The organism is Amycolatopsis sp. NBC_01286 (assembly GCF_035982555.1).
Lineage (GTDB): Bacteria > Actinomycetota > Actinomycetes > Mycobacteriales > Pseudonocardiaceae > Amycolatopsis.
Map to the genome: position 1 here is coordinate 2,338,002 of NZ_CP108428.1, position 19,759 is coordinate 2,357,760.

Here is a 19,759-nt window from a genome sequence, read left to right on the forward strand (position 1 = left end):
TCGGAGCCGGTTCGGGCTTTTGCCTCAGCGAATCGTCCGGCGCCGGGCGAGGAGGTACCCGGCCCCGCCGACCAGGTAGCAAACGGTTGCGGCGATCAACAGGCCCGGCGACCGGCCGTCGTCCGGGATGACGAGCGCGCCCAGCGATACCGCCGCCACCTGGGTGATGTTGAAGAGCGTGTCGTAGAGCGCGAAGACGCGGCCGCGGGCTTCGTCGGCGACGTCGAGCTGGATCGACGAATCGACGGACAGCTTCAGCACCTGGCCCGCGCCGGTGATGAAGAACGACGCGAGCAGCGCGCACGGCAGCACCATCGGCAGCCCGAGCGCGGACTGCGCGATCGCCGCGACGACCAGCGCGCCGAGCACCGCGCGCACCCGTCCGGCGCGGCGGATCAGCCGGGCGGTCAGCAGGCCGGCGATGAGCAGCCCGGCCCCGGCCAGCGCGGCCATCTGCCCCAGCCCGGGCAGGCCGGCGCGCAGGAGACCGTGATCGGTGAAGTAGTTGCGCATCAGCAGCACGGTGACCAGCAGCGAGACGCCGAACGACGCCCGGTGTGCGAAGAGCGCGATGAACCCGGCGGTGACGCTCGGCGCGCGCCAGGCGTGCTTCGCGCCGTCGGCCAGCCCCCGGGCGACCGCGACGAGCGGGTTCGTCGGCTCGTCGACCACGGACGGCCCGAGCAGCCCGCGGGTGAACCCACGGGCGATGAACGCCGCGACCAGGATGCCGAGCACCGCGAACGCCGTCGTGTACGCCGAGCCGGCGTCGTCGCTGCCGAACAGGGCGCGCAAGCCGATCGCGCAGCCGCCGCCGATCACGGCGATGACCGAGCCGATCGTCGTGGCGAACGCGTTCGCCGTCACCACACTCGGCGGCGGGACGACGTGCGGCAGCGACGCCGAGAGCCCGGAGCCGATGAAGCGGGAGATCCCTTCCGCGGCCAGGGCCAGCGAAAACAGGCCTACGCCGCCGAAGCCGAACCCGACGGCGGCGGCCGAAGCGAGGATCGCCAGGCCGCGCAGGAGGTTCGCGAAGATCAGGACCTTGCGCCGGTCCCAGCGGTCGAGCAGGGCGCCCGCGAAGGGCCCGACGACGGAGTACGGCAGCAGCAACGCGGCGAACCCGCCGGCGATGGCCAGCGGGTCGGCGGCGCGTTCGGGGTTGAAGAGCACGGCTCCGGCGAGCCCGGCGCGGAAGACGCCGTCACCCCAGCTGGCGGCGAAGCGGGTGAAGAGCAGGCGCCGGAAGGCCGGGTCCTTGAGCAGCGCTTTCGGCCCTATGCGCGGGGTTGCCGTCTGGGCGCTGATCGTCACGAACCCAGAGTAGAGGGTGGCCGACGCACTGAGGTCGCCTCTCGGCGGCTATGCGCAGTGTGGCTCCAGCCGGACTGGTATTCCACAAAGGCGGTTCTTCAGTGAGCCCGGGGGACACGGAGTGCGCCGACCACTGTTTCAAACGAGGCGGGTGGGGCGATTGTTCCCGAGCCGAAGTAATTCGCCGGGCCAGAGGTGAGATCATGGGTCGCGTGCCAGCGGACGCCGAGGTTGAGCCGGGAACGCTCCTGGTCGCCGCCCCCACCATGGTCGACCCCAATTTCCGGCGGACCGTGGTGTTCGTCATCGATCACCGCGACGAGGGCACGCTCGGCGTCGTCCTGAACCGGCCGAGCGACGTCGCCGTGCACGACGTGCTGCCCAACTGGGGTGGCCACGTCGCCGAGCCGCAGTCCGTGTTCGTCGGCGGGCCGGTGGAGAAGAAGACGGCGTTGTGCCTGGCCGCGCTGCGCACCGGCGAGACCGCGGCGAGCGTGCCGGGCGTGATCGCGGTCCGCGGGCCGGTCGCGCTGGTCGACCTGGACACCGATCCCGAGGTCCTGGTGCCGAAGGTCCGCGGCGTGCGCGTGTTCGCCGGATACGCGGGCTGGGACTCGGGCCAGCTGGCGGGCGAGATCGAGCGGGACGACTGGGTGATCGTGCCCGCGTTGCCGAGCGACATCCTGGCCTCGCCGAGCGGCGACCTGTGGAGCCAGGTGCTGCGCCGCCAGGGCGTGCCGATCGCGCTGCTGGCCACCCACCCGGGTGACCTCCAGCGCAACTAGGCCTTCTTGAAGACGCCGCAGCCGCCCTCGCCGCACGCGCAGCCGCTGCAGCCGGCGGGTGCCGCCGGAGCCGGCGCGGGGACGGTCAGCGCGGCCCGGTTGCCGAGCACGCCACCGCCCACGACCAGCACGAACATCGCCACGATGCCCCCGAGCGCGGCGGCGATCAGGCCACCGGTCGACGGCATCGCGAGCCCGGCCAGCCCGGAGAGGATCGAGATCGCGCCACCGGCGGCCGTCGGCAGCCCGGCCACACGGTTCGCGAGCTTGAACGCGTCTTCGCTGCGCAACGCGGCCTGCGTGCGCACGCCGGTGCCGCCTTCGCGCGTCAGTTTTTCGCGGACGCCGAGGACACCGCCCCAGCCGACGACGACACCGAGCAGGATCGGAACCAGCGCGATAGCGAACACGGCTCAAGGATAAGCGTGACGTCCTGGCAACCTGCCGGATACCCTGATCGACTGTGCTACAGGCCATGTCACCCCGCGTACTGCCCACCGTGTTGGCCCTTGCCCTGATCGGGGGATTGGCCGCCGCGGCGCCGGCCGATGCCACCGAGAGTCACCAGCGCCCGATCCGGCTGCTCGGCGAGAAGATCGTCCCGAACTCCCTGCAGTACCAGGGGACGACGGTCGGCGGCCTGTCCAGCATCGACTACGACCCCCGGACCGGCGGCTACGCCCTGATCTGCGACGACCGGTCGGCGATCAACCCGGCCCGGTTCTACACCGCGACCTTCCCGATCACGGCGAAGGGCGTCGGCGACGTCACCTTCACCGACACGAAGCCGCTGCTGCGGCCGGACGGCACGCCGTACCCGCCGCTCACGCAGAACGACCCCGCCAAGCCGCAGAACGAGCAGACGATCGACCCCGAAGAGCTGCGCGTCGACCCGTGGACCGGCGACTACTACTGGTCGCAGGAGGGCGAGCGCACCGCGACGACGTTGATCGACCCGTCGATCCGCGAGGCGCGCCGCGACGGCAAATACGTCCGTGACCTGCCGATCCCCGCGAACGAGAAGATGACACCGACGGCCGGCCCGCGGCAGAACCTGGTGCTCGAGGGCATCACGTTCGCCGGCTTCGGCGCGTTGCTGGCCAGCGAGGTCGAGGGCCCGCTGCTGCAGGACGGCCCGGAGCCGACCACGACGTCCGGCGCGCTGTCGCGGATCACCTTGCAGGCGCGCTTCGGCCCCGTCCTGGCGCAGTACGCCTACCCGCAGGAGCCGCTCTTCGCCGCGCCGGTGCCGTCGACGGCGTTCGCGACGACCGGCGTCTCGTCGATGCTGGCCGTCGACCAGGCCGACCCGACGAAGTTCCTGATGATGGAGCGCTCGTTCGTCACCGGCGTCGGCAACAAGGTGCGCGTCTACGAAATCGACACGAAGGGCGCGACGAACGTCCTGAACGTGCCGTCACTGGGTGCGGCGAAGCACGTCACGCCGGTCAAGAAGCGCCTGCTCTTCGACGCGGCCGACCTCGGATTGTCCACTGTGGACAACATCGAGGGCATGACCTGGGGCCCGAAGCTGCCGAACGGCGAGCGCAGCCTGGTGATCGTCAGCGACAACAACTTCTCGCCCACCCAGGTCACGCAGTTCGTCGCACTGGCGGTCCCCTCCGAACGGCTTTGACCAGCAAGTTACGATGAACGTATGAACACGGCTCGGCTGCTCCTTAGCCTGCCGCGCTGACCGGGCCCCGGCCGGCGCGGCGACCCCTCATGCCCTCGAGGCTGAGGGGTCGAGTTGTTTCTGGAGTACCTCGCGACGAAGGAAGACGGCGATGACCGAGACAACAGGGACCGACGTCCCGGCGCACCGCTACACGGCCGCGCTGGCCGGTCAGATCGAGCGGCGCTGGCAGGACTTCTGGGCCGACCACGGCACGTTCCACGCGCCCAACCCCGTCGGGCCGCTGGCGGTCGAGGGGCAGCCGGTCCCCAGCGACAAGCTGTTCGTCCAGGACATGTTCCCGTACCCGTCGGGCTCCGGCCTGCACGTCGGGCACCCGCTGGGCTTCATCAGCACCGACGTCTTCGCCCGCTTCCACCGGATGATCGGGCGCAACGTGCTGCACACGATGGGCTTCGACGCGTTCGGCCTGCCGGCCGAGCAGTACGCGGTCCAGACCGGGCAGCACCCGCGCAAGACGACCGAGGAGAACATCCGGACCTACCTGCGCCAGATCCGGCGCCTGGGCCTGGGCCACGACGAACGCCGTCGCATCTCCACGATCGACCCCGAGTACTACCGCTGGACGCAGTGGATCTTCCTGCAGATCTTCAACTCCTGGTACGACGTCGAGGCGGGTGGCGCGCGGCCGATCGCCCAGCTGGAGGCCGCCTTCGCCGACGGCTCGCGCCCGACACCGGACGGCCGTGACTGGGCGTCCCTGAGCGCGGTCGAGCGCAAGACGATCATCGACGACCACCGTCTGGTCTACATCTCCGAAGCGCCGGTCAACTGGTGCCCGGGCCTGGGCACGGTGCTGTCGAACGAAGAGGTCACCGCCGACGGCCGCAGCGAGCGCGGCAACTTCCCGGTGTTCCGCCGCAACCTGCGCCAGTGGATGATGCGGATCACCTCCTACGCCGATCGCCTGGTCGACGACCTGGACCTGCTGGACTGGCCGGAGAAGGTCAAGTCCATGCAGCGGAACTGGATCGGCCGCTCGCACGGCGCCCGCGTCACCTTCAAAGCCGGCGAAGACGCCATCGAGGTCTTCACGACCCGGCCGGACACCCTGTTCGGCGCCACCTACATGGTGCTGGCGCCGGAGCACCCGCTGGTCGACAAGCTGACCGCGGCCACCTGGCCCGAAGGCGTCGACAAGCGCTGGACCGGCGACGCGGCGACGCCCGCCGACGCCATCAAGGAGTACCGCGTCGCGGCGTCGCGGAAGTCCGAGCTGGACCGGCAGGAGAACAAGGAGAAGACCGGCGTCTTCACCGGCGCGTACGCGACGAACCCGGTCAACGGCAAGCAGATCCCGGTCTTCGTCGCCGACTACGTCCTGATGGGCTACGGCACCGGCGCGATCATGGCCGTCCCGGGCCAGGACGTCCGCGACTGGGAGTTCGCCGAGAAGTTCGGGCTGGAGATCATCCGGACCGTGCAGCCGTCCGACGGTTTCGACGGCAAGGCGTTCACCGGCGACGGCCCGGCCATCAACTCGGGCTTCTTGGACGGCATGGACGTCGCCGAGGCCAAGCGGACGATCATCGAGCGCCTGGCCGAGGACGGCACCGGCGTCGGCACCGTGCAGTTCAAGCTGCGCGACTGGCTGTTCTCGCGCCAGCGCTACTGGGGCGAGCCGTTCCCGGTGGTCTACGACGAGGACGGCCAAGTGCACGCCGTCCCGGAGTCGATGCTGCCGATCGAGCTGCCCGAGGTCGCCGACTACTCGCCGGTGACGTTCGACGCCGACGACCGCGACTCGATGCCGTCGTCCCCGCTGGCCCGCGCGACCGACTGGGTCGAGGTCGAGCTGGACCTGGGTGACGGCCCGAAGACCTACCGCCGCGACATCAACACGATGCCGAACTGGGCGGGTTCGTGCTGGTACCAGCTGCGCTACGTGGACCCGACGAACGCGGAGTCGTTCTGCGCGCCGGAGAACGAGGCGTACTGGATGGGCCCGCGCGCCGCCGAGCACGGCGCGGACGACACCGGCGGCGTCGACCTGTACGTCGGCGGCGTCGAGCACGCGGTGCTGCACCTGCTGTACTCGCGGTTCTGGCACAAGGTGCTGTTCGACCTGGGCCACGTGACGTCCAAGGAGCCGTACCGGAAGCTGTTCAACCAGGGCTACATCGAGGCCTACGCCTACACCGACGCCCGCGGCGTCTACGTCGCGGCCGAGCAGGTCGAGGAGCGCGACGGCAAGTACTTCTTCGAAGGTGAGGAAGTCAGCCAGGAGTATGGCAAGATGGGCAAGAGCCTGAAGAACGTCGTCACGCCGGACGAGATGGCCGAGAACTACGGCGCCGACACGTTCCGCTTCTACGAGATGGCGATGGGCCCGCTGGCCATGTCCCGCCCGTGGGCGACCAAGGACGTCGTGGGCTCGCACCGCTTCCTGCAACGGCTGTGGCGCCTGATCGTCGACGAGGCGAGCGGCGAGCTGCGAGTGTCCACAGAGGACGCTTCGGAAGCGGACCGCAAGGTGCTGCACCGAACCGTGGCGGGTGTCCGCGAGGACTACGCGGAAATGCGCTTCAACACGGCCGGCGCCAAGCTGATCGAGCTGAACAACCACGTCACCAAGACGTACGGCGCGACCGCGTCGACACCGCGCGAGCTGGCCGAGCCGCTGGTGCTGATGCTGGCCCCGCTGGCCCCGCACATGGCGGAGGAACTGTGGCGCCGCCTGGGCCACGCGGACTCGCTGGTGCAGGGCCCGTTCCCGGTGGTGGACGAGAAGTACCTGGTCGAGGACTCGGTCGAGTACCCGATCCAGGTCAACGGCAAGGTCCGCTCCCGCATCACGGTCCCCGCGAACGCCGCACCGGACGCAGTCCAGGCGGCAGCATTGGCAGACGAGAAGGTCGCCGCCCTGGTCGGCGACGGCACGCCACGCAAGGTGATCGTGGTCCCGGGCAAGCTGGTCAACATCGTCCTGTAGGCCACGCTGGTGGCCACCCGGTTCGCTGGGTGGCCACCATCCAGCCCGAGCCCGGCCACCGTCCGTTGGGGGGCCTCGCCCGGGTCCAGCTGCGGTTGTCCGCCGTCGCCGACCGGCCGCCACCGGTCCTTCGGCAAGGTTGTCCACACCCACCGCCGAATGTGGACAACCGTTGCCGCACAACCGCTTTTCCGGCCGTCCGTCGTACCCCGCCGATAGACTGGACCTGGGGACGCCCCCCTGGGAGCGGTGGGGGGTGTCTTGGTTCCGTAGCGCGACGGCGGAAAGGTGCCAGTGCTCGCGAGGTGTTCTCGATTTGATTGAGCGGTCAAGGAAATCCGCTCGATCGAAGGAGAACCCGGCATGACCCTCGACGGCAAGGTGGCCCTGGTGACGGGCGGCAGCCGCGGCATCGGTGCGGCCACGGCACTGCGGCTCGCCGAGGACGGCGCCGACATCGCCCTGACCTACCAGCACAACACCGGGCAGGCGGCTGACGTCGTCGACAAGATCAAGGCCCTCGGCCGGCGGGCCCTGGCGATCCAGGCGGACTCGGCGGACGCCGCCGCGGTGTCGGCGGCCGTGGAAACCACGGTCGCGGAGTTCGGCCGGCTCGACGTCCTGGTGAACAACGCCGGCGTCGGCTTCGTCGGGCCGCTGTCGGACACCGCGATCGAGGACGTCGACCGCGTGCTGGCGGTGAACGTCCGCGGCGTGCTCGCGGTGACCAAGGCCGCGGCCGCCCACCTGGGCGAAGGCGGCCGCGTGATCACGATCGGCAGCTGCGTGGCCGACCGCGTACCCGGCCCGGGCATGGTCCTGTACGCGACGAGCAAAGCGGCCATGACCGGCCTGACCAAGGCCCTGGCCCGCGAACTGGGCCCGCGCGGCATCACGGTCAACCTCGTCCACCCGGGTCCGACGGACACGGACATGAACCCGGCCGACGGCCCGTACGCGGCCGACCAGCGCGCCCTGACGGCGTTCGACCGCTACGGAACGGCGGCCGAAGTGGCTTCGGCGGTGGCCTACTTCGCGGCCCCGGCCAACGCGTACGTCACGGCGTCGACCCTCTCGGTCGACGGCGGCCACGCGGCCTAGCTGCGGTCGAGCCCGATTTCCTTCGCGAGGTCGATCAGCATGGACTCGAACAGGACGTCCGGCTTGGACATCGGGATCGGGTAGTTGCCGAAGACCTCGAGCGTGACGTGCCCGTAGAGCCGGGCCCAGAACTGGATCATCAGGTACGTCACGCCGAGGTCGAGCCGCTCCGCCGGGATGTTCTGGCCGGACTCGGAAAGCACGTCGGCCAGCGACTGCTGGAACGTCATGAGGTCGTCGCGCAGCTCGTCCGGCACCCCGCTGCTGGGCGGCGTGACCAGGTCGTGCATCGCGAGCACCCGCCCGGCGGCGGCCAGGAAGATCCGCCCGAACGGCTCGTCGACCCGGCTCAGCGCACTCCCGGCCGCGGACCCGACCCCACCGGTCGGCGACGCGAAGACGAGCGTGAATTCCTTCGTGTGGGTGAGCGCCCACCGCCGGAAACCCTTGCAGATGGCGAACAGCTGCAGCATCCCGTCGTCGGGGATCTCCGCGATGTCCTCGGCCAGCTCGTCGGCCAGGTCCGCGCAGACGTCCAGCCGCAGGTTCTCGACGAGGTCATCGCGCGATTCGTAGTACCGGTACAAGGCGGGCGCGGTGATCCCCAGCTCCCGCGCGATCGCGCGCAGGGTGACCGCCTCGGGCCCCTGCTCGACCAGGAGCCTCCGGGCGGTCCGCCGGATGTCCAGTTCGGTAGCCGCACGCGCGCGACCCCTCCGCGTGGGGTGGCTCATCCGAACAGTCTAGGCGCTTACGACAACAAGTCCCGAACCAACGCGGCGGCGAAGGTTACGGAAAGGTGCAGCTCAGGCCTTCGCCTTGAGGTTCGCCGTCGTCCGAGTTCGCGCAGACGACGGCGATTGCGCGAACTCCCTGGATCGGTTCGATCGGCTTCCACCGTGCGCCTTGCCGACAGAGCACTACGCCCGCGCCTTGATGTTGGTCATCACCGTGTCGGCGACCCCCCGCCCGAGCTGACAGGCGTCCTTGCCCTGCCGAACAGCCGAATCACCCAGACTCAACGAGACCGAAAACGACAGGTCGTCCGCGACGCCGACGACGACTACGCATGTCCGGTTGTCCGTGGTTCCGACATCGACGTAGCCGACTGCGGGGTAGCCCTGAACCGGGTCGAAGTCGTCGACCCAACGGGACGCCTTCGGCTTCTCGTTCTTGTACGTCAGGCTGATTCCCTCTTGGGTCTTCGTCTCGTAGCCGACCAAAATCCCCGCGGCGTTTCCTGACGTGCTGTGCCAGTCGCACGTCGGCCCCAAGGACGTGTCCTTCGGTTTGGGATCGCTCACGTTTCCCAGAAAGCCGGTCAGCTGCTCGCTGTTGAGGGCCGAGTCGCACGGGCTGCCATCCAGCACCTTCGCAGGCAGTGGGTTGTCCACCTTCGGGGCGCCGCTGTTCGGTAGCTCCGCGCTGCTGCTGCTTGCCGGCGCAGGTTCAGCCGTGCCGGAAGTCGGGTTCTTGCCAGTGCACGATGTCAGCAACGTGGCGCCGACGGCTGCTAGCGCAATGGTCGCGGCGACACGATGACTCATTCGAGCGTCCCCTTGATCGTCTTGGTCGAATCCGCCGCTTGCTGGTCCGCGGCCTCGGTTATGCCGAGTGCCTGGTGCAAGCGGGAAATCAGCTCCGAGTAGTAGTTGAACTGGTATTGCAGATGGCCCTGGTAGTACACGCCGGTCTCGTTGACCCCGTTCGGTCCGTTCACGGCGGCCTGACTGACTGGCTCCTCAGCCGGCGGGCGTGCCTTGGACAGGTTCTCGGCGGCTCGCATTTGCTCGATGAGGGTTTCGCGTTGCGCTTCGGCCTTCTTGAGCATTGCCCGCATCTCCGAGCTGCTCATCGCGAACCCCTGCCCACCGGCCGGCCGCGACGCCCCGCTGGGCATGTCCGTCGCCCAGAAGCCGATGCCGCTGAAGATTGCTCCTCCTGGTGCCGTCATCGCGCTCCTCCTCCCAGTCCGTTGAGCGTCGCGTACAGCACGTCGACCAGTGCCGCGCGGGTGCCCGGCTGGATGCTGACCATCCGTTCTTGCCCCGGGAACGCGTACGTCAGTACTCGTCCGACTCCCGCCGCGTCCACCGCGGTGATCGGGGCGCTGCGGGCACCGCCGTTGACCGCGTAGCACTGGTGCAGCCCCGTTCGCTTCGCCGCCATCAGCCGGCGGGCCCACGGCAGTGGGTCGCGGGTGGCGTCGGACGTCGGGTCGGCCAGGTCGTACGACTCTTCGTGGCCCGAGAACCGCGACTCCGGGATCGCCACCCGCTCGATCCGGGCGGGTGGGACCGGCGGCAGCACGTCCACCAGCGACTCGGCGATCCGCGACGGCTCCACGGCGTCGATCCGGATCGTGTCGGCCTTGCGGATCAGCCGGAACGCGCGCGGGCCGTCGGCCGAGACCAGGGCCGTGCCCGACTCGTCCGCCTCGATGTCGCCCAGCCACGCCGTGAACTGCCGCGATCCGCGCGCCAGGACTTTCAGGACGTCGCGGAACTCGCGCGTCAGCGTGCCGCCGGCGGCGAGGCGAAGCGACGCGAGGACGTCGAGCACCTTCTCGTCGAGCCGCTTGCGGGTCTCGTCGCCGAGCCAGAGGTTGTCCGGGCCGAGGACCGCCGGGGGTGGGCCGTGCCGCTCCCACTCCCAGGCCGTCAGCAGCGCGGACTTGGGCAGGTAAAGCACCGTCACAGCCCGATCACCGGGGGCACGGTCCTCTCGTCGGACGCCCCGAAGATGCTCTCCGGGTCGGCTTCCACCAGGTACGACGCCCGCTGGTGCTCTTCGTCCTCGATCTTGCCGCCCTTGGCTCCCTGGCCCATGCCGCCCATCCCCGGCGAGCCCGGCTTGCCCGCCGCGCCGCCGCGGATCCCGCCGGGCGCACCTGGACGTCCTTCGCCGGGAAGCCCAGCGCCGGTGGACGCGCCGGGAGCACGGGCTCCGGTGGCGCTGCCCGTTCCCGGCGACGAGCCCGGGCCGAACCCGCCGCTGCCGCCTGGGCCGAAGCCACCGCCGGGCCCGAAACCGCCACCACCGGGGCCGAAGCCCGGGCCGAAACCGCTGCCGGGTGAAGAGGGCGAAGAAGGCTGGTAGCCCGGCGGGAACTGCGTCGACGGCGGGACGTAACCCTGCGCCCGGACGCTGTCGTCGACGCCCGGAACCTGCGTGTACGAACCCGGCGGCACGACCTGGCCCGGAGGTGGCGGCGTGACTTGACCGGGAGGAGCAGGCGGCGGTGGCTGCACGCCCGGCGGGTGGACCGCCGGTGGCGGCTGCACCTGCGCGCCGATCGGCCGGTGGTCGTCGTCGCCACCGCCGACGCGGGGGCGCTTGGCGGGCGGCTCGACCGGGTTCTTCGGGTCCTTGACCTCGAATTCGCCACCGGTGTACTCGCGCAGCTGGCCGTAGTCGATCGTCCGGCCCGCGGTGTTCGTGCTGGACTGCTGCGAGTACGAGGTGTACCGCTCGACGTTCTCCTGCGCCTTCCGGTTGTACTGGTTGATCTTGTCTTCGGTGTCGGTGTCCCACGGCGTCGCGACGTCCCAGGCGCTGCGCGTCGGCGGCTGGTCGGTGACGTCCGGGTGCAGCGAGTTCTTCAGCTGGTGGAACTGGTCGATCTGCGTCTGGGACAGCGTCGAGTTGCGGTCCAGCGTCGCCGACGCCGAGGTCGCCGACGCCGTCAGCGGCTGGAGCCGCCCCCGTGCCGCGTCCGCGGCGCCGCCGGTCCACGCGGATTCGAGGCCGGACGTCAGCTCGCGCGTCCCCTGCTCCAGCTGCAGCTGGTACTTCGACTGGTCCACGCCGGCCCGGTGCACGCTCTGCAGCGACTCGGTGCCGGGCCCGGTCAGCACGGCCTGCACCAGCTGCCCGGGTGACAACCCGGCGGCCTGCGGGTTGTCCGCGCCGGTGCCGGTCTGTGAAGCGATGTAGCCACCCGCGATCGCCCCGGGCAGCCCGCCCGCGAGCAGGCCGACGCCGGCCCCGTTCAGGACCTTGCCGAGGCCATCGGCCCCCGACTCGACGGTGTGCGCGATCTCCGACCCGACGTGCTTGGCAGCGTCGAGCATGTCGCCGAACAACCCCACCGAACTGCGCTCCCCTCGCGTTCGATCTCCCCTCTTGCGTTACGCACAATAGCGCACCGGTTACAGCTGGTGGGAGGAATCGAACTGGTCAGGGGCCCGGGTCTGCCACCGCGTCAGCGGCCGCAGCAGCCACATGCACGGAACGGCCATGCCCAGCGCGCAGAAGAAGTGCACGATCCAGGCCCCGGCCAGCGAGGGCCCGCCCCACGACCCGGCCGCGTCGGCGTCGCTCCAGAAGAGCCCGTAGGTCGCGATCCGCCCGACGAGGTACCAGACCAGCAGCGCGACCGGGAACGCCGCGGCACTGGCGCCGACACCTCCCCGCCGGGGCTCGGCGCCCAGCAAGCGCCGGGCCAGCCGTCGCCGCGCTTCAAAGCCGCCCAGGTACGCGGGGAACGCGAGGAGGGCGTAGATCGTCCGTTTCCAGTCAGAAATGCTCATGACGCCGACGCTAGGACGCGCTGAGCAGCGCAAACACCCGGTTGACCGCCCACTTGAGTAGGGAAAGCCACCTCACAAAAAGGCGGAACCGCCCGCGACTGTCGGTACCCTATGCCACACTCGGTCGCCGTACGGTTACTGACGTGAACGGGGAGGTTCGCGTGACGAATCCTGAGCAGCTTTTCGCGGCCTTCGAGGCCAAGATGGCGCAGGCGCAGCAGAAGGCCGACCGGATGCGCGCCGAGATGGCGACGGTCTCCGTCGCCGAGCGCAGCAAAGACGGCCAGATCGCCGTCAAGGTCAACCACCTCGGCAACCTCGTCGGCCTCGAGATCGGCCACGCGGTCCGCGACAAGCCCGATCTGGCCGGGGAGATCCTCCGGACCGTCCAAGTGGCGCAGAGCAGGCTCGCCGCCGCGGTCGAGTCCGGTGTGCCTTCGATCGCGGGCACCGACACGATGAACGAGCTGGTCGGCCAGTTGCACCGCGAATACCCCGAACCCAAGCCCGGCGGCTTCGTCGAAGGTGGCGGCGGTTACGGCGCTCGCGCCGACGACGGTTCCCGCTTCATCGCCGAAGAAGAACCACCGAAGCCGGCTCCGCCCGCGGTCCGCCCGCCGGCGAACGACGGCGTGGACGACGACTACTTCGGCGACGGCGACTACCTGCGCTGAGCGCAGGAAAGAGGGGGAAGGTAGACGTGGCCGGACAAACTGGCCCCGGGTTCGACGAGAACCCCGAGGCGATCGACGAGCACGCCAAGCAGATGGAAGCGACGTTCGACGTCCTCAAACAGGCCTTGGACCTCAGCCGTGACGACCCGATCGGCCCGGACGCGTTCGGGCTGATCGGCCGGCTGTGCCAGCTCAGCACCTGGTGCGGTCACCTGGCGGGCCAGGCGACGGACACGCTCGAGTCGGTGGTCGCCGGAGCCGATTACCACGTACAAGCGGTGCAGGCCTGGGCGAAGGCGCGCCGGGTGGACGAAGAATCGGCGTCGGCTCTGGTGAAGCGGGCCTCGGAGGTCAGCCGTGGCTGAAAACCCGCTCATGGCGGAAGCCAAGCGCGAGACGGACTCCGAGAAGTACGGCGCCGACAGCCTCCTCGAAGGGGCCGGAGCCCTGCAGGACTACTACGGCGGCTTCGAGAAGATCCTGCACGGCGACTGGACCGAAGGCCTGTTCAGCCTCGCGAACGCCGGCCTCGGTGCCATGGACCTGGTCAAGGACGGGAATCCCCTCGAGACGCTGGTGAGCTGGGGTTTCGGCTGGCTGATCGAGCACTTCGACTTCCTGAAGGAACCGCTCGACTGGGTCACCGGTGACCAGGACGCCCTGGATCTCGAAGGCAAGAAGTGGGAGACGATCGGCGAGCACGTCCAGAAGACCGCCGAGGAACTGACCGTCGAAGTGCGGAAGAACTGCCTCGGCTGGAAGGGCAAGGTCGCCGACCAGTACCGGGTTTACGTCCAGCAGCAGCTGGACGCGTACGCGGCGCTGTCGGACGCGGCGACGAAGGTGGCGCAGGTCATCGGGATCTGCAAAACGATCCTCGACGTGGTCCGCACGTTGATCCGTGACCTCATCACCGACACGCTCGCGAAAGTCGTCATGATCCTGCTCCGCTACCCGCCGCCCGGGTATCCCGCGGCGCTGGCCGCGGAAGGCGTGCCGTTCGCGGTGAAGCAGGGCGGGAAGATGGTCGAGGAGTGCAGCCGGCTCGCGCGGGCTTTCTCGCGGGCGAAAGAGTTTCTCGGCGCGCTCGGCGACTTCTTCCGCAGGGTCGTCTCCGCCGTCGGAACCGCGGGCAAGGAAATGTTCGACGGCTTCGCGAAAGCGGCAGCGCGGGAAACCGGCATGAAGGCGTTCGAGCAGCTGGCCACCGGACCCGGTCAATCCGCCGGGGAGTCGCAGCACGACCGTGACGCGACGTCGATCGTCCCGGAAGACCACTCGACCGCTTATCCGGTCGACAAGGTGCCTCGCTCCGGCCCGGTCACCGACGACGGCCGGCCGTTTTCCGGGCAGCCGGGCGCTCAGCGGATCTCCGGGTCGATCTAGTCGCCGTGCCCTCGACATCGGAAGAGCTCGGGACCCGGAAGGCCGCCGCATGAACATTCCCACGGTCGGCCGACCGCAGTGGGTGCGAAGCGTCGTCATCGCGGTTCTCGCCGTGCTGTTCGTGGTGGGGTCGTGGACGGGGGTGGCGTGGGCGACCGCGAGCCACGGTCCGGACCGCGGCGGCACGCCCGTCGCTCTCGCCCGCGTCAAGTCGTGTGAGCGGCTCGGGCCGATCAGCCGCGGAGGTATCGGGTTCTACTGGATCTGCGTGGCCGACGTGACTCCCGTCGGCAGCACGACCAGGTCCGTGCGGTTCGACCTGGACGAACTGACGCCGGACGACTTCGGGAAGGCCGTTCCCGTCGTGGGCTGGGAGACGGATTTCCAGCGTGATGTCGTGAAGCGGAAGATGCCGTCGTGGGTGCCGGCTCTGGTGGTCTTGCTTCTCGTCTTTTTGGGCTGGGCGGAACGTCGACGCCTCAGGCGGCTGCGGCGTCCGGTCGTGCACCACCCGGCCGACGTCCGGCTCACGGAGCCGGTCCGGGTGCCGAACCCGCCGGCTGCCGGCAGTCCCGACCGTGGTGCGTCGGTGATTTCACCCGCCGAGTGGTCTCCGCGGAGGTACTGGCGCACGGCCGGTGCCTTGGTGGCGGTGGGAGGCGTGATCGCCGCGCTCGCGCTGCCGCTCGATGATCCTGAAAGCCGCAGAGCGCTCCTCACCCTCGCGGGGTTCGGGTTCGCCGCGCCGGTCTGGTTGATCTGCTGCACACCGCGCTGGTACCGGAAGAGCTCCTACTCCGCGCAACTGATCATTTCGGCCGAAGGAATCAGCTGGAAGCGTCGCCGGCGTGAGGAGTTCTTCGCACTCGCCTGGCCGGACTTGGCCGAGGTCCGGGTCCTCACGGTCACCCACGACCCGCTGACCCTGCGCGTGGTCGATCTGCTCCCCGTCGATCCGGAGGCGCCGGACCGGCGTCCCGAACTCCGCCGCTTCTGGCAGATCGGGGCGAAACTCGGCGTGTACCGGCTGCCCGGGGAGCCCCGGACCGTTCGGGTGCCCGAGGCCTTCAGCGACGCCGCGATCGGTCAGGTGCGGGCGGCGATGGCCGTCTTTCGGCCGGATCTCTTCCGGGAGTACGCCGCGGGCGTGGCGGCGGGGGCGCCGCCGACGCCGATCACTCGGGGGGCTACGTGATCGGCGCCGGCGACCCGATGCCCTGCCCGGCTCGCGCCGGTCGGGCAACGTCATCACGTCTCCGTGCTGACGCTCCAAGAGAGCGGAGCCGGTCTGTGAAGTGACGTCCGGGGGACATGCATCCCCCGACGAGTGACAGACATCCGCTGCTCGCATGATTGTCGCACTCAGCCCCGGATAAGTTACAAAAACCTTCACTTTCTTCCGGGCCGACCCTGATGACCTGGTCGGACGGCGTTTCGTGGCAAAGTACGGAGATGAACTCCGACGTGCTCGTTGTGGGATCCGCCAACGCCGACCTCGTCGTCGCGGTGGATCGGCGGCCGGGTGGGGGTGAGACCGTGCTGGGCGGGGACACCGTGCTCTCCCCCGGCGGCAAGGGCGCCAACACAGCGGTCGCGGCGGGGCGGCTCGGGGCGGACGTCGCGCTGCTCGGCGCCGTCGGCGACGACACCTACGGCCGGCTGCTGCTCGGTTCGCTCCGCGCGGCTGGCGTCGACACCGGGCTGGTCCGGACCAGTGACCGGCCGACCGGCATCGCCTACATCACCGTCACCCCGGACGGCGAGAACTCGATCCTGGTCTCCCCGGGCGCCAACTCGAGCCTCGAACCGGCCGACGTCGAGGCCGTCTTCGACGGGGTGCGGGTCATGGTCGCCTCCCTCGAGGTGCCGCTGCCGACCGTCGAGCACGCCGTCGCGAAGGCCGCCGAACAGGGCGTCAAGGTCCTGCTGAACCTGTCGCCGGCGGCGAAGCTCTCCGCCGGGACGCTGGCCAGGCTGGACGTCCTGCTGGTCAACGAGCACGAAGCCGCCTGGCTGACCGGACCCGGCGCGGACTTCCGGCAGCTCCTCGACCTCGGGCCGCGCGCCGCCGTCGTCACGCTCGGCGCGGCCGGTGCGGTCGTCGTCGAAGCCGGTTCCACCACCGAAGTCGCGTCGCCGAAGGTCGAAGCCGTCGACAGCACCGGGGCCGGGGACGCCTTCGCCGGCGCGCTCGCGGCGTCCCTCGCCGACGGCGCCGACCTGGTCTCGGCGGCGAAGCACGCGGTGCGCGTGGCGGCGTTCAGCGTGACCCGGCACGGCGCGCAGCCGTCCTACCCGACGGCCGCTGACCTGGGGGAATGATCCTCCGGACGCCCGTGTTGCACCTCACATGGGCGATTCATTCGGCTCGGCCTGGTGGCGTGGCTACGCGGCTCACCTGAGGGCGATCGCCGAAGCGAGACGCGCGGATCACCTCGCGATCATGCCGCTCGACGAGACGCTGAAGGCGCTCGGCAGGCAGTTCGAGATCGAAGAAGGCGGCTACGACGTCCCGCTGGCGGACATCGTCGGCACCGTGGCCCGCGCCGGCGACTTCGACCGTGAGTTCCGGCCGCGCAACCGGGCGCTGCGCGAACGCTGGGAGAGCCTGACGCGGACGTCGGCCGAGCTCCCGCCGGTGCGGCTCGTGCGGCTCGAAGGCGTCACCGACATGTTCTTCGTCGACGACGGCCACCACCGCGTCGCCATCGAGCGGGCTCGCGGCGCCCGCACGATCCGCGCGCGGATCCGGCGGATCTGCACGATCGCGTGCGCGATGCGCTGCCTGACGCTCGCGGACCTGCCGTCGAAGACCGCGGAGCGGCTGTTCCTGGAGCGTGTACCGCTACCGGACGACGTCCGCTTCGGCCTGTGGCTCGACGATCCGGCCGACTGGTTCCGGCTCGCCGACTCGGCCGAGGCCTGGGGATTCCGCCGTATGCTGGCCGGACGGCCGGTGTCCAGCCGCGACGAGCTGGCCGAAGCCTGGTGGCACGAGGAGGTCCGGCCGGTACTCGAACAGGTACGCCGGCGCGGCTTGTGCCCGCCACCACGAGATATCCAGGTCTATCTGAGCTATGGTCTAGACCATGTCGTCTGAGCTTGATGCCGCCTCCGCTGCGGGACGCACGTCGGCGGGGCCTTTGTCCGGGGTCGCCGTCAGCCCCGGCCGCGCGAGTGGTCCCGTCGTCCGCGTCGCGGAGCCGCTGGGTGAGCCCGCCGCCACCCCGGCCCCGGCCGATCCGGCCGCCGAAGCCGCCCGGATCGTGCCCGCCGCCGAAGCCGTGGCCGCGCGCCTGGAGAAACAGGCCGAGACCGCGTCCGGCGAAGCGGCGACGATCCTGATCACGACCGCCGCGATGGCCGCCGACCCGGCGCTCGCCTCGCAGGCGGAACAGCTGGTCAAGACCCAGGGACTACCCGCAACGCGCGCCGTCTACCAGTCCGCCGAGGGCTTCGCCGAGGCGCTGGCCGCCGCGGGCGGGTACATGGCGGAGCGCGTCCGCGACGTCCGCGACGTGCGTGACCGGCTGATCGCCGAGCTGCTCGGCATCGCGCCGCCCGGGGTGCCCGAGCTGGCGACCCCGAGCGTGCTGGTCGCCCGCGACCTCGCGCCCGCAGACACCGCCGGCCTCGACCCGGCGAAGGTGCTCGCCCTGGTCACCGAAGAGGGCGGCCCGACCAGCCACACCGCGATCCTGGCCCGCGCGCTCGGCATCCCGGCCGTCGTCGCGGTCCGCGGCCTGCTGGCGCTGGACGCGCAGGCGCTTGCGGTCGACGGCGACACGGGTGCCGTCGAGGTCGCCGACCCCGCGGCCCCGGTCGTCACCGCGACGGTGGCCCAGCTGGCCGACTGGAACGGCACCGGCGCGACGTCCGACGGTCACCGCGTGAAGGTCTACGGCAACGTCGGCTCCCCGGCCGACGCGCAGGCCGCGGCGGACGCGGGCGCCGAGGGCGTCGGCCTGTTCCGCACCGAGTTCTGCTACCTGGACGCGCCGGCCGAGCCGTCGGTGGCCGACCAGCGCGCGGCCTACACCGCGGTGCTGTCGCCGTTCCGCGGCAAGCCCGTGATCGTCCGGACCTTGGACGCGGGCGCCGACAAGCCGCTCGCCTTCCTGTCGCCGGAGGCCGAGCCGAACCCGGCGCTCGGGGTGCGCGGACTGCGCGTGGCGTTCGACCGCCCGGAGATCCTGGACCGCCAGCTCGAAGCCATCGCGGGTGCCGCGGCGGACTCCGGCGCCGAGGTCTCGGTGATGGCGCCGATGGTCGCGACGGTCGAGGAAGCCGCCTGGTTCGCCGACCGCGTCCGCGCGGCGGGCATCACCCGGGCCGGCGTGATGATCGAAATCCCGGCGGCGGCGCTGAGCGCCCGCGAAATCCTCGAGGCCGTCGACTTCGTCTCGGTCGGCACGAACGACCTGGCGCAGTACACGTTCGCGGCGGACCGCCAGCTGGGCGCGGTCGCGAAGCTGAACGACCCGTGGCAGCCGGCGCTGCTGCGCCTGCTCAAGCTGATCGGCGACGCGGCCAAGGCCACGGGCAAACCGGCAGGAGTCTGCGGCGAAGCGGCGGCCGACCCCCGGCTGGCACTGGTCCTGGCGGGCCTCGGCCTGACGAGCCTCTCGATGAACGCCCCGGCAGTCCGCACGGTGGGCGCCGGCTTGGCGAGCGTCACGCTGGCGGAGTGCGAGGCGCTGGCGGAAGCGGCCCTGGCGACATCGAATCCGATGGCCGCGCGAGCAGCTACCCGCCCCTGACCTGCGGATCGGCCTTCGGTGCCCGGTCGCGAGGCTGGGCACCGAGGCAGATCCCCCGGAAACGGCGCGAACTCAGCCTCCGATGCAGGGCCCTGGCGAAGTCGCCACTCCGCCCGCCCGACTCACGGTGCCTGGGCGAGGTGCGACCCGGCCGAGATCCAAGACAAGCCGCCGCCGGCCGAGTGCACGAGAGAACCGGCTTGCGAGGGCCCGGCCAGGGAGCCGCTCTGGGAGAGTCCTCGTCAGGTGAGCACGGCAACGGCCACCATGCCGACCGGAGTGGCCAACGCGCCCGACAACGGAGTTCCGCTGTCGGCCTCGCACACCGTTCCCGTAGCCATGTTGGCCGTTTTGGACGGTGTGTCGGCCGTTCCGGAAGAAGTGCGGCGAACGCTTGAACCGACTCGGCCTCCGACGCGCGCCCCCCACCCTCCCCAGGGGGGGCAGCCCCACGCTCAGTCTATCGGTCATCACCGACGGTCCGGGTTTGTGCGAACCTAGGACGCGGAGTTGTCCACAACGTTCGAGGGGTGTGGACAACGACGTCCTGTGAAGGCCACTTCGGACCCCGGTCCG

At 70.5% G+C, this 19,759-nt stretch carries 19 protein-coding genes; 11 read left to right on the forward strand and 8 right to left on the reverse strand.

The genetic code is table 11. The annotated features are described in order from the left end of the window. Positions 1-24: 24 nt before the first annotated feature. Entirely contained in the window at positions 25-1,317 is a 1,293-nt protein-coding gene (locus OG570_RS11345) for an MFS transporter (RefSeq protein WP_326956467.1), read from the reverse strand. 203 nt (positions 1,318-1,520) lie between these two features. Here OG570_RS11345 and OG570_RS11350 point away from each other — a divergent pair, with 203 nt between their 5' ends. After that, positions 1,521-2,102 carry a YqgE/AlgH family protein gene (locus OG570_RS11350; protein ID WP_247059601.1) on the forward strand — a complete coding sequence of 194 codons (582 nt, stop codon included), beginning with the start codon at positions 1,521-1,523 and terminating at the stop codon, positions 2,100-2,102. Here OG570_RS11350 and OG570_RS11355 read toward each other — a convergent pair. Beyond that, entirely contained in the window at positions 2,099-2,512 is a 414-nt protein-coding gene (locus OG570_RS11355) for an SdpI family protein (protein ID WP_326945401.1), read from the reverse strand. The genes OG570_RS11350 and OG570_RS11355 overlap by 4 nt on opposite strands. Before the next feature lie 65 nt (positions 2,513-2,577). Between OG570_RS11355 and OG570_RS11360 the strand changes: the two genes are divergently transcribed. From OG570_RS11360 to OG570_RS11370, 3 genes are all read left to right on the forward strand, one after another. After that, positions 2,578-3,738: an esterase-like activity of phytase family protein gene (locus OG570_RS11360; RefSeq protein ID WP_326956468.1), complete on the forward strand. Its 1,161-nt coding sequence runs from the start codon at positions 2,578-2,580 to the stop codon at positions 3,736-3,738. Positions 3,739-3,889: 151 nt separating this feature from the next. Then, on the forward strand, positions 3,890-6,730 hold the full coding sequence (gene leuS / locus OG570_RS11365) for a leucine--tRNA ligase (protein ID WP_326956469.1): 2,841 nt from the start codon (positions 3,890-3,892) through the stop codon (positions 6,728-6,730). Positions 6,731-7,093: 363 nt separating this feature from the next. After that, complete coding sequence (locus OG570_RS11370; protein ID WP_326956470.1) at positions 7,094-7,831, forward strand: SDR family oxidoreductase; 738 nt, start codon at positions 7,094-7,096, stop codon at positions 7,829-7,831. Here the strand turns inward: OG570_RS11370 and OG570_RS11375 are convergent. From OG570_RS11375 to OG570_RS11400, 6 genes are all read right to left on the reverse strand, one after another. Then, a complete protein-coding gene (locus tag OG570_RS11375; RefSeq protein WP_326945397.1) occupies positions 7,828-8,565 on the reverse strand; it encodes a TetR/AcrR family transcriptional regulator in 738 nt (245 codons plus the stop codon). The two genes, OG570_RS11370 and OG570_RS11375, sit on opposite strands and share 4 nt — an antisense overlap. A 186-nt stretch (positions 8,566-8,751) precedes the next feature. Then, complete coding sequence (locus OG570_RS11380) at positions 8,752-9,378, reverse strand: DUF3558 domain-containing protein (protein WP_326945396.1); 627 nt, start codon at positions 9,376-9,378, stop codon at positions 8,752-8,754. Then, entirely contained in the window at positions 9,375-9,785 is a 411-nt protein-coding gene (locus OG570_RS11385; RefSeq protein WP_326945395.1) for a hypothetical protein, read from the reverse strand. Before OG570_RS11385 ends, OG570_RS11380 begins: the two co-directional genes overlap by 4 nt. After that, the gene (locus OG570_RS11390) at positions 9,782-10,528 is read right to left on the reverse strand and encodes an ESX secretion-associated protein EspG (protein ID WP_326956471.1); all 747 of its coding nucleotides are present in this window, start codon (positions 10,526-10,528) and stop codon (positions 9,782-9,784) included. Before OG570_RS11390 ends, OG570_RS11385 begins: the two co-directional genes overlap by 4 nt. Continuing rightward, a complete protein-coding gene (locus OG570_RS11395) occupies positions 10,525-11,922 on the reverse strand; it encodes a hypothetical protein (RefSeq protein WP_326956472.1) in 1,398 nt (465 codons plus the stop codon). Before OG570_RS11395 ends, OG570_RS11390 begins: the two co-directional genes overlap by 4 nt. Positions 11,923-11,982: 60 nt before the next feature. Then, complete coding sequence (locus OG570_RS11400) at positions 11,983-12,363, reverse strand: hypothetical protein (RefSeq protein ID WP_326956473.1); 381 nt, start codon at positions 12,361-12,363, stop codon at positions 11,983-11,985. Between the two features lie 161 nt (positions 12,364-12,524). On the opposite strand from OG570_RS11400, the gene OG570_RS11405 reads away from it, so the two are divergent. The 7 genes from OG570_RS11405 to ptsP all read left to right on the forward strand — a co-directional run bounded on the left by OG570_RS11405 (position 12,525) and on the right by ptsP (position 19,183). After that, on the forward strand, positions 12,525-13,037 hold the full coding sequence (locus OG570_RS11405; RefSeq protein WP_326956474.1) for a YbaB/EbfC family nucleoid-associated protein: 513 nt from the start codon (positions 12,525-12,527) through the stop codon (positions 13,035-13,037). A gap of 26 nt (positions 13,038-13,063) precedes the next feature. Beyond that, positions 13,064-13,402 carry a hypothetical protein gene (locus OG570_RS11410; RefSeq protein WP_326956475.1) on the forward strand — a complete coding sequence of 113 codons (339 nt, stop codon included), beginning with the start codon at positions 13,064-13,066 and terminating at the stop codon, positions 13,400-13,402. After that, the gene (locus OG570_RS11415; RefSeq protein ID WP_326956476.1) at positions 13,395-14,423 is read left to right on the forward strand and encodes a hypothetical protein; all 1,029 of its coding nucleotides are present in this window, start codon (positions 13,395-13,397) and stop codon (positions 14,421-14,423) included. Before OG570_RS11410 ends, OG570_RS11415 begins: the two co-directional genes overlap by 8 nt. Positions 14,424-14,472: 49 nt before the next feature. Then, a complete protein-coding gene (locus OG570_RS11420) occupies positions 14,473-15,618 on the forward strand; it encodes a DUF6346 domain-containing protein (RefSeq protein WP_326959978.1) in 1,146 nt (381 codons plus the stop codon). A 257-nt stretch (positions 15,619-15,875) separates the two neighbouring features. Continuing rightward, a complete protein-coding gene (locus OG570_RS11425) occupies positions 15,876-16,745 on the forward strand; it encodes a ribokinase (protein ID WP_326956477.1) in 870 nt (289 codons plus the stop codon). Positions 16,746-16,866: 121 nt separating this feature from the next. Beyond that, positions 16,867-17,523, forward strand: coding sequence for a hypothetical protein (locus tag OG570_RS11430; RefSeq protein WP_326956478.1), 657 nt, complete (start codon positions 16,867-16,869; stop codon positions 17,521-17,523). After that, positions 17,513-19,183 (forward strand): phosphoenolpyruvate--protein phosphotransferase, encoded by a 1,671-nt coding sequence (ptsP, locus tag OG570_RS11435; protein WP_326956479.1) that lies wholly within the window; start codon positions 17,513-17,515, stop codon positions 19,181-19,183. Before OG570_RS11430 ends, ptsP begins: the two co-directional genes overlap by 11 nt. Positions 19,184-19,759 lie beyond the last annotated feature (576 nt).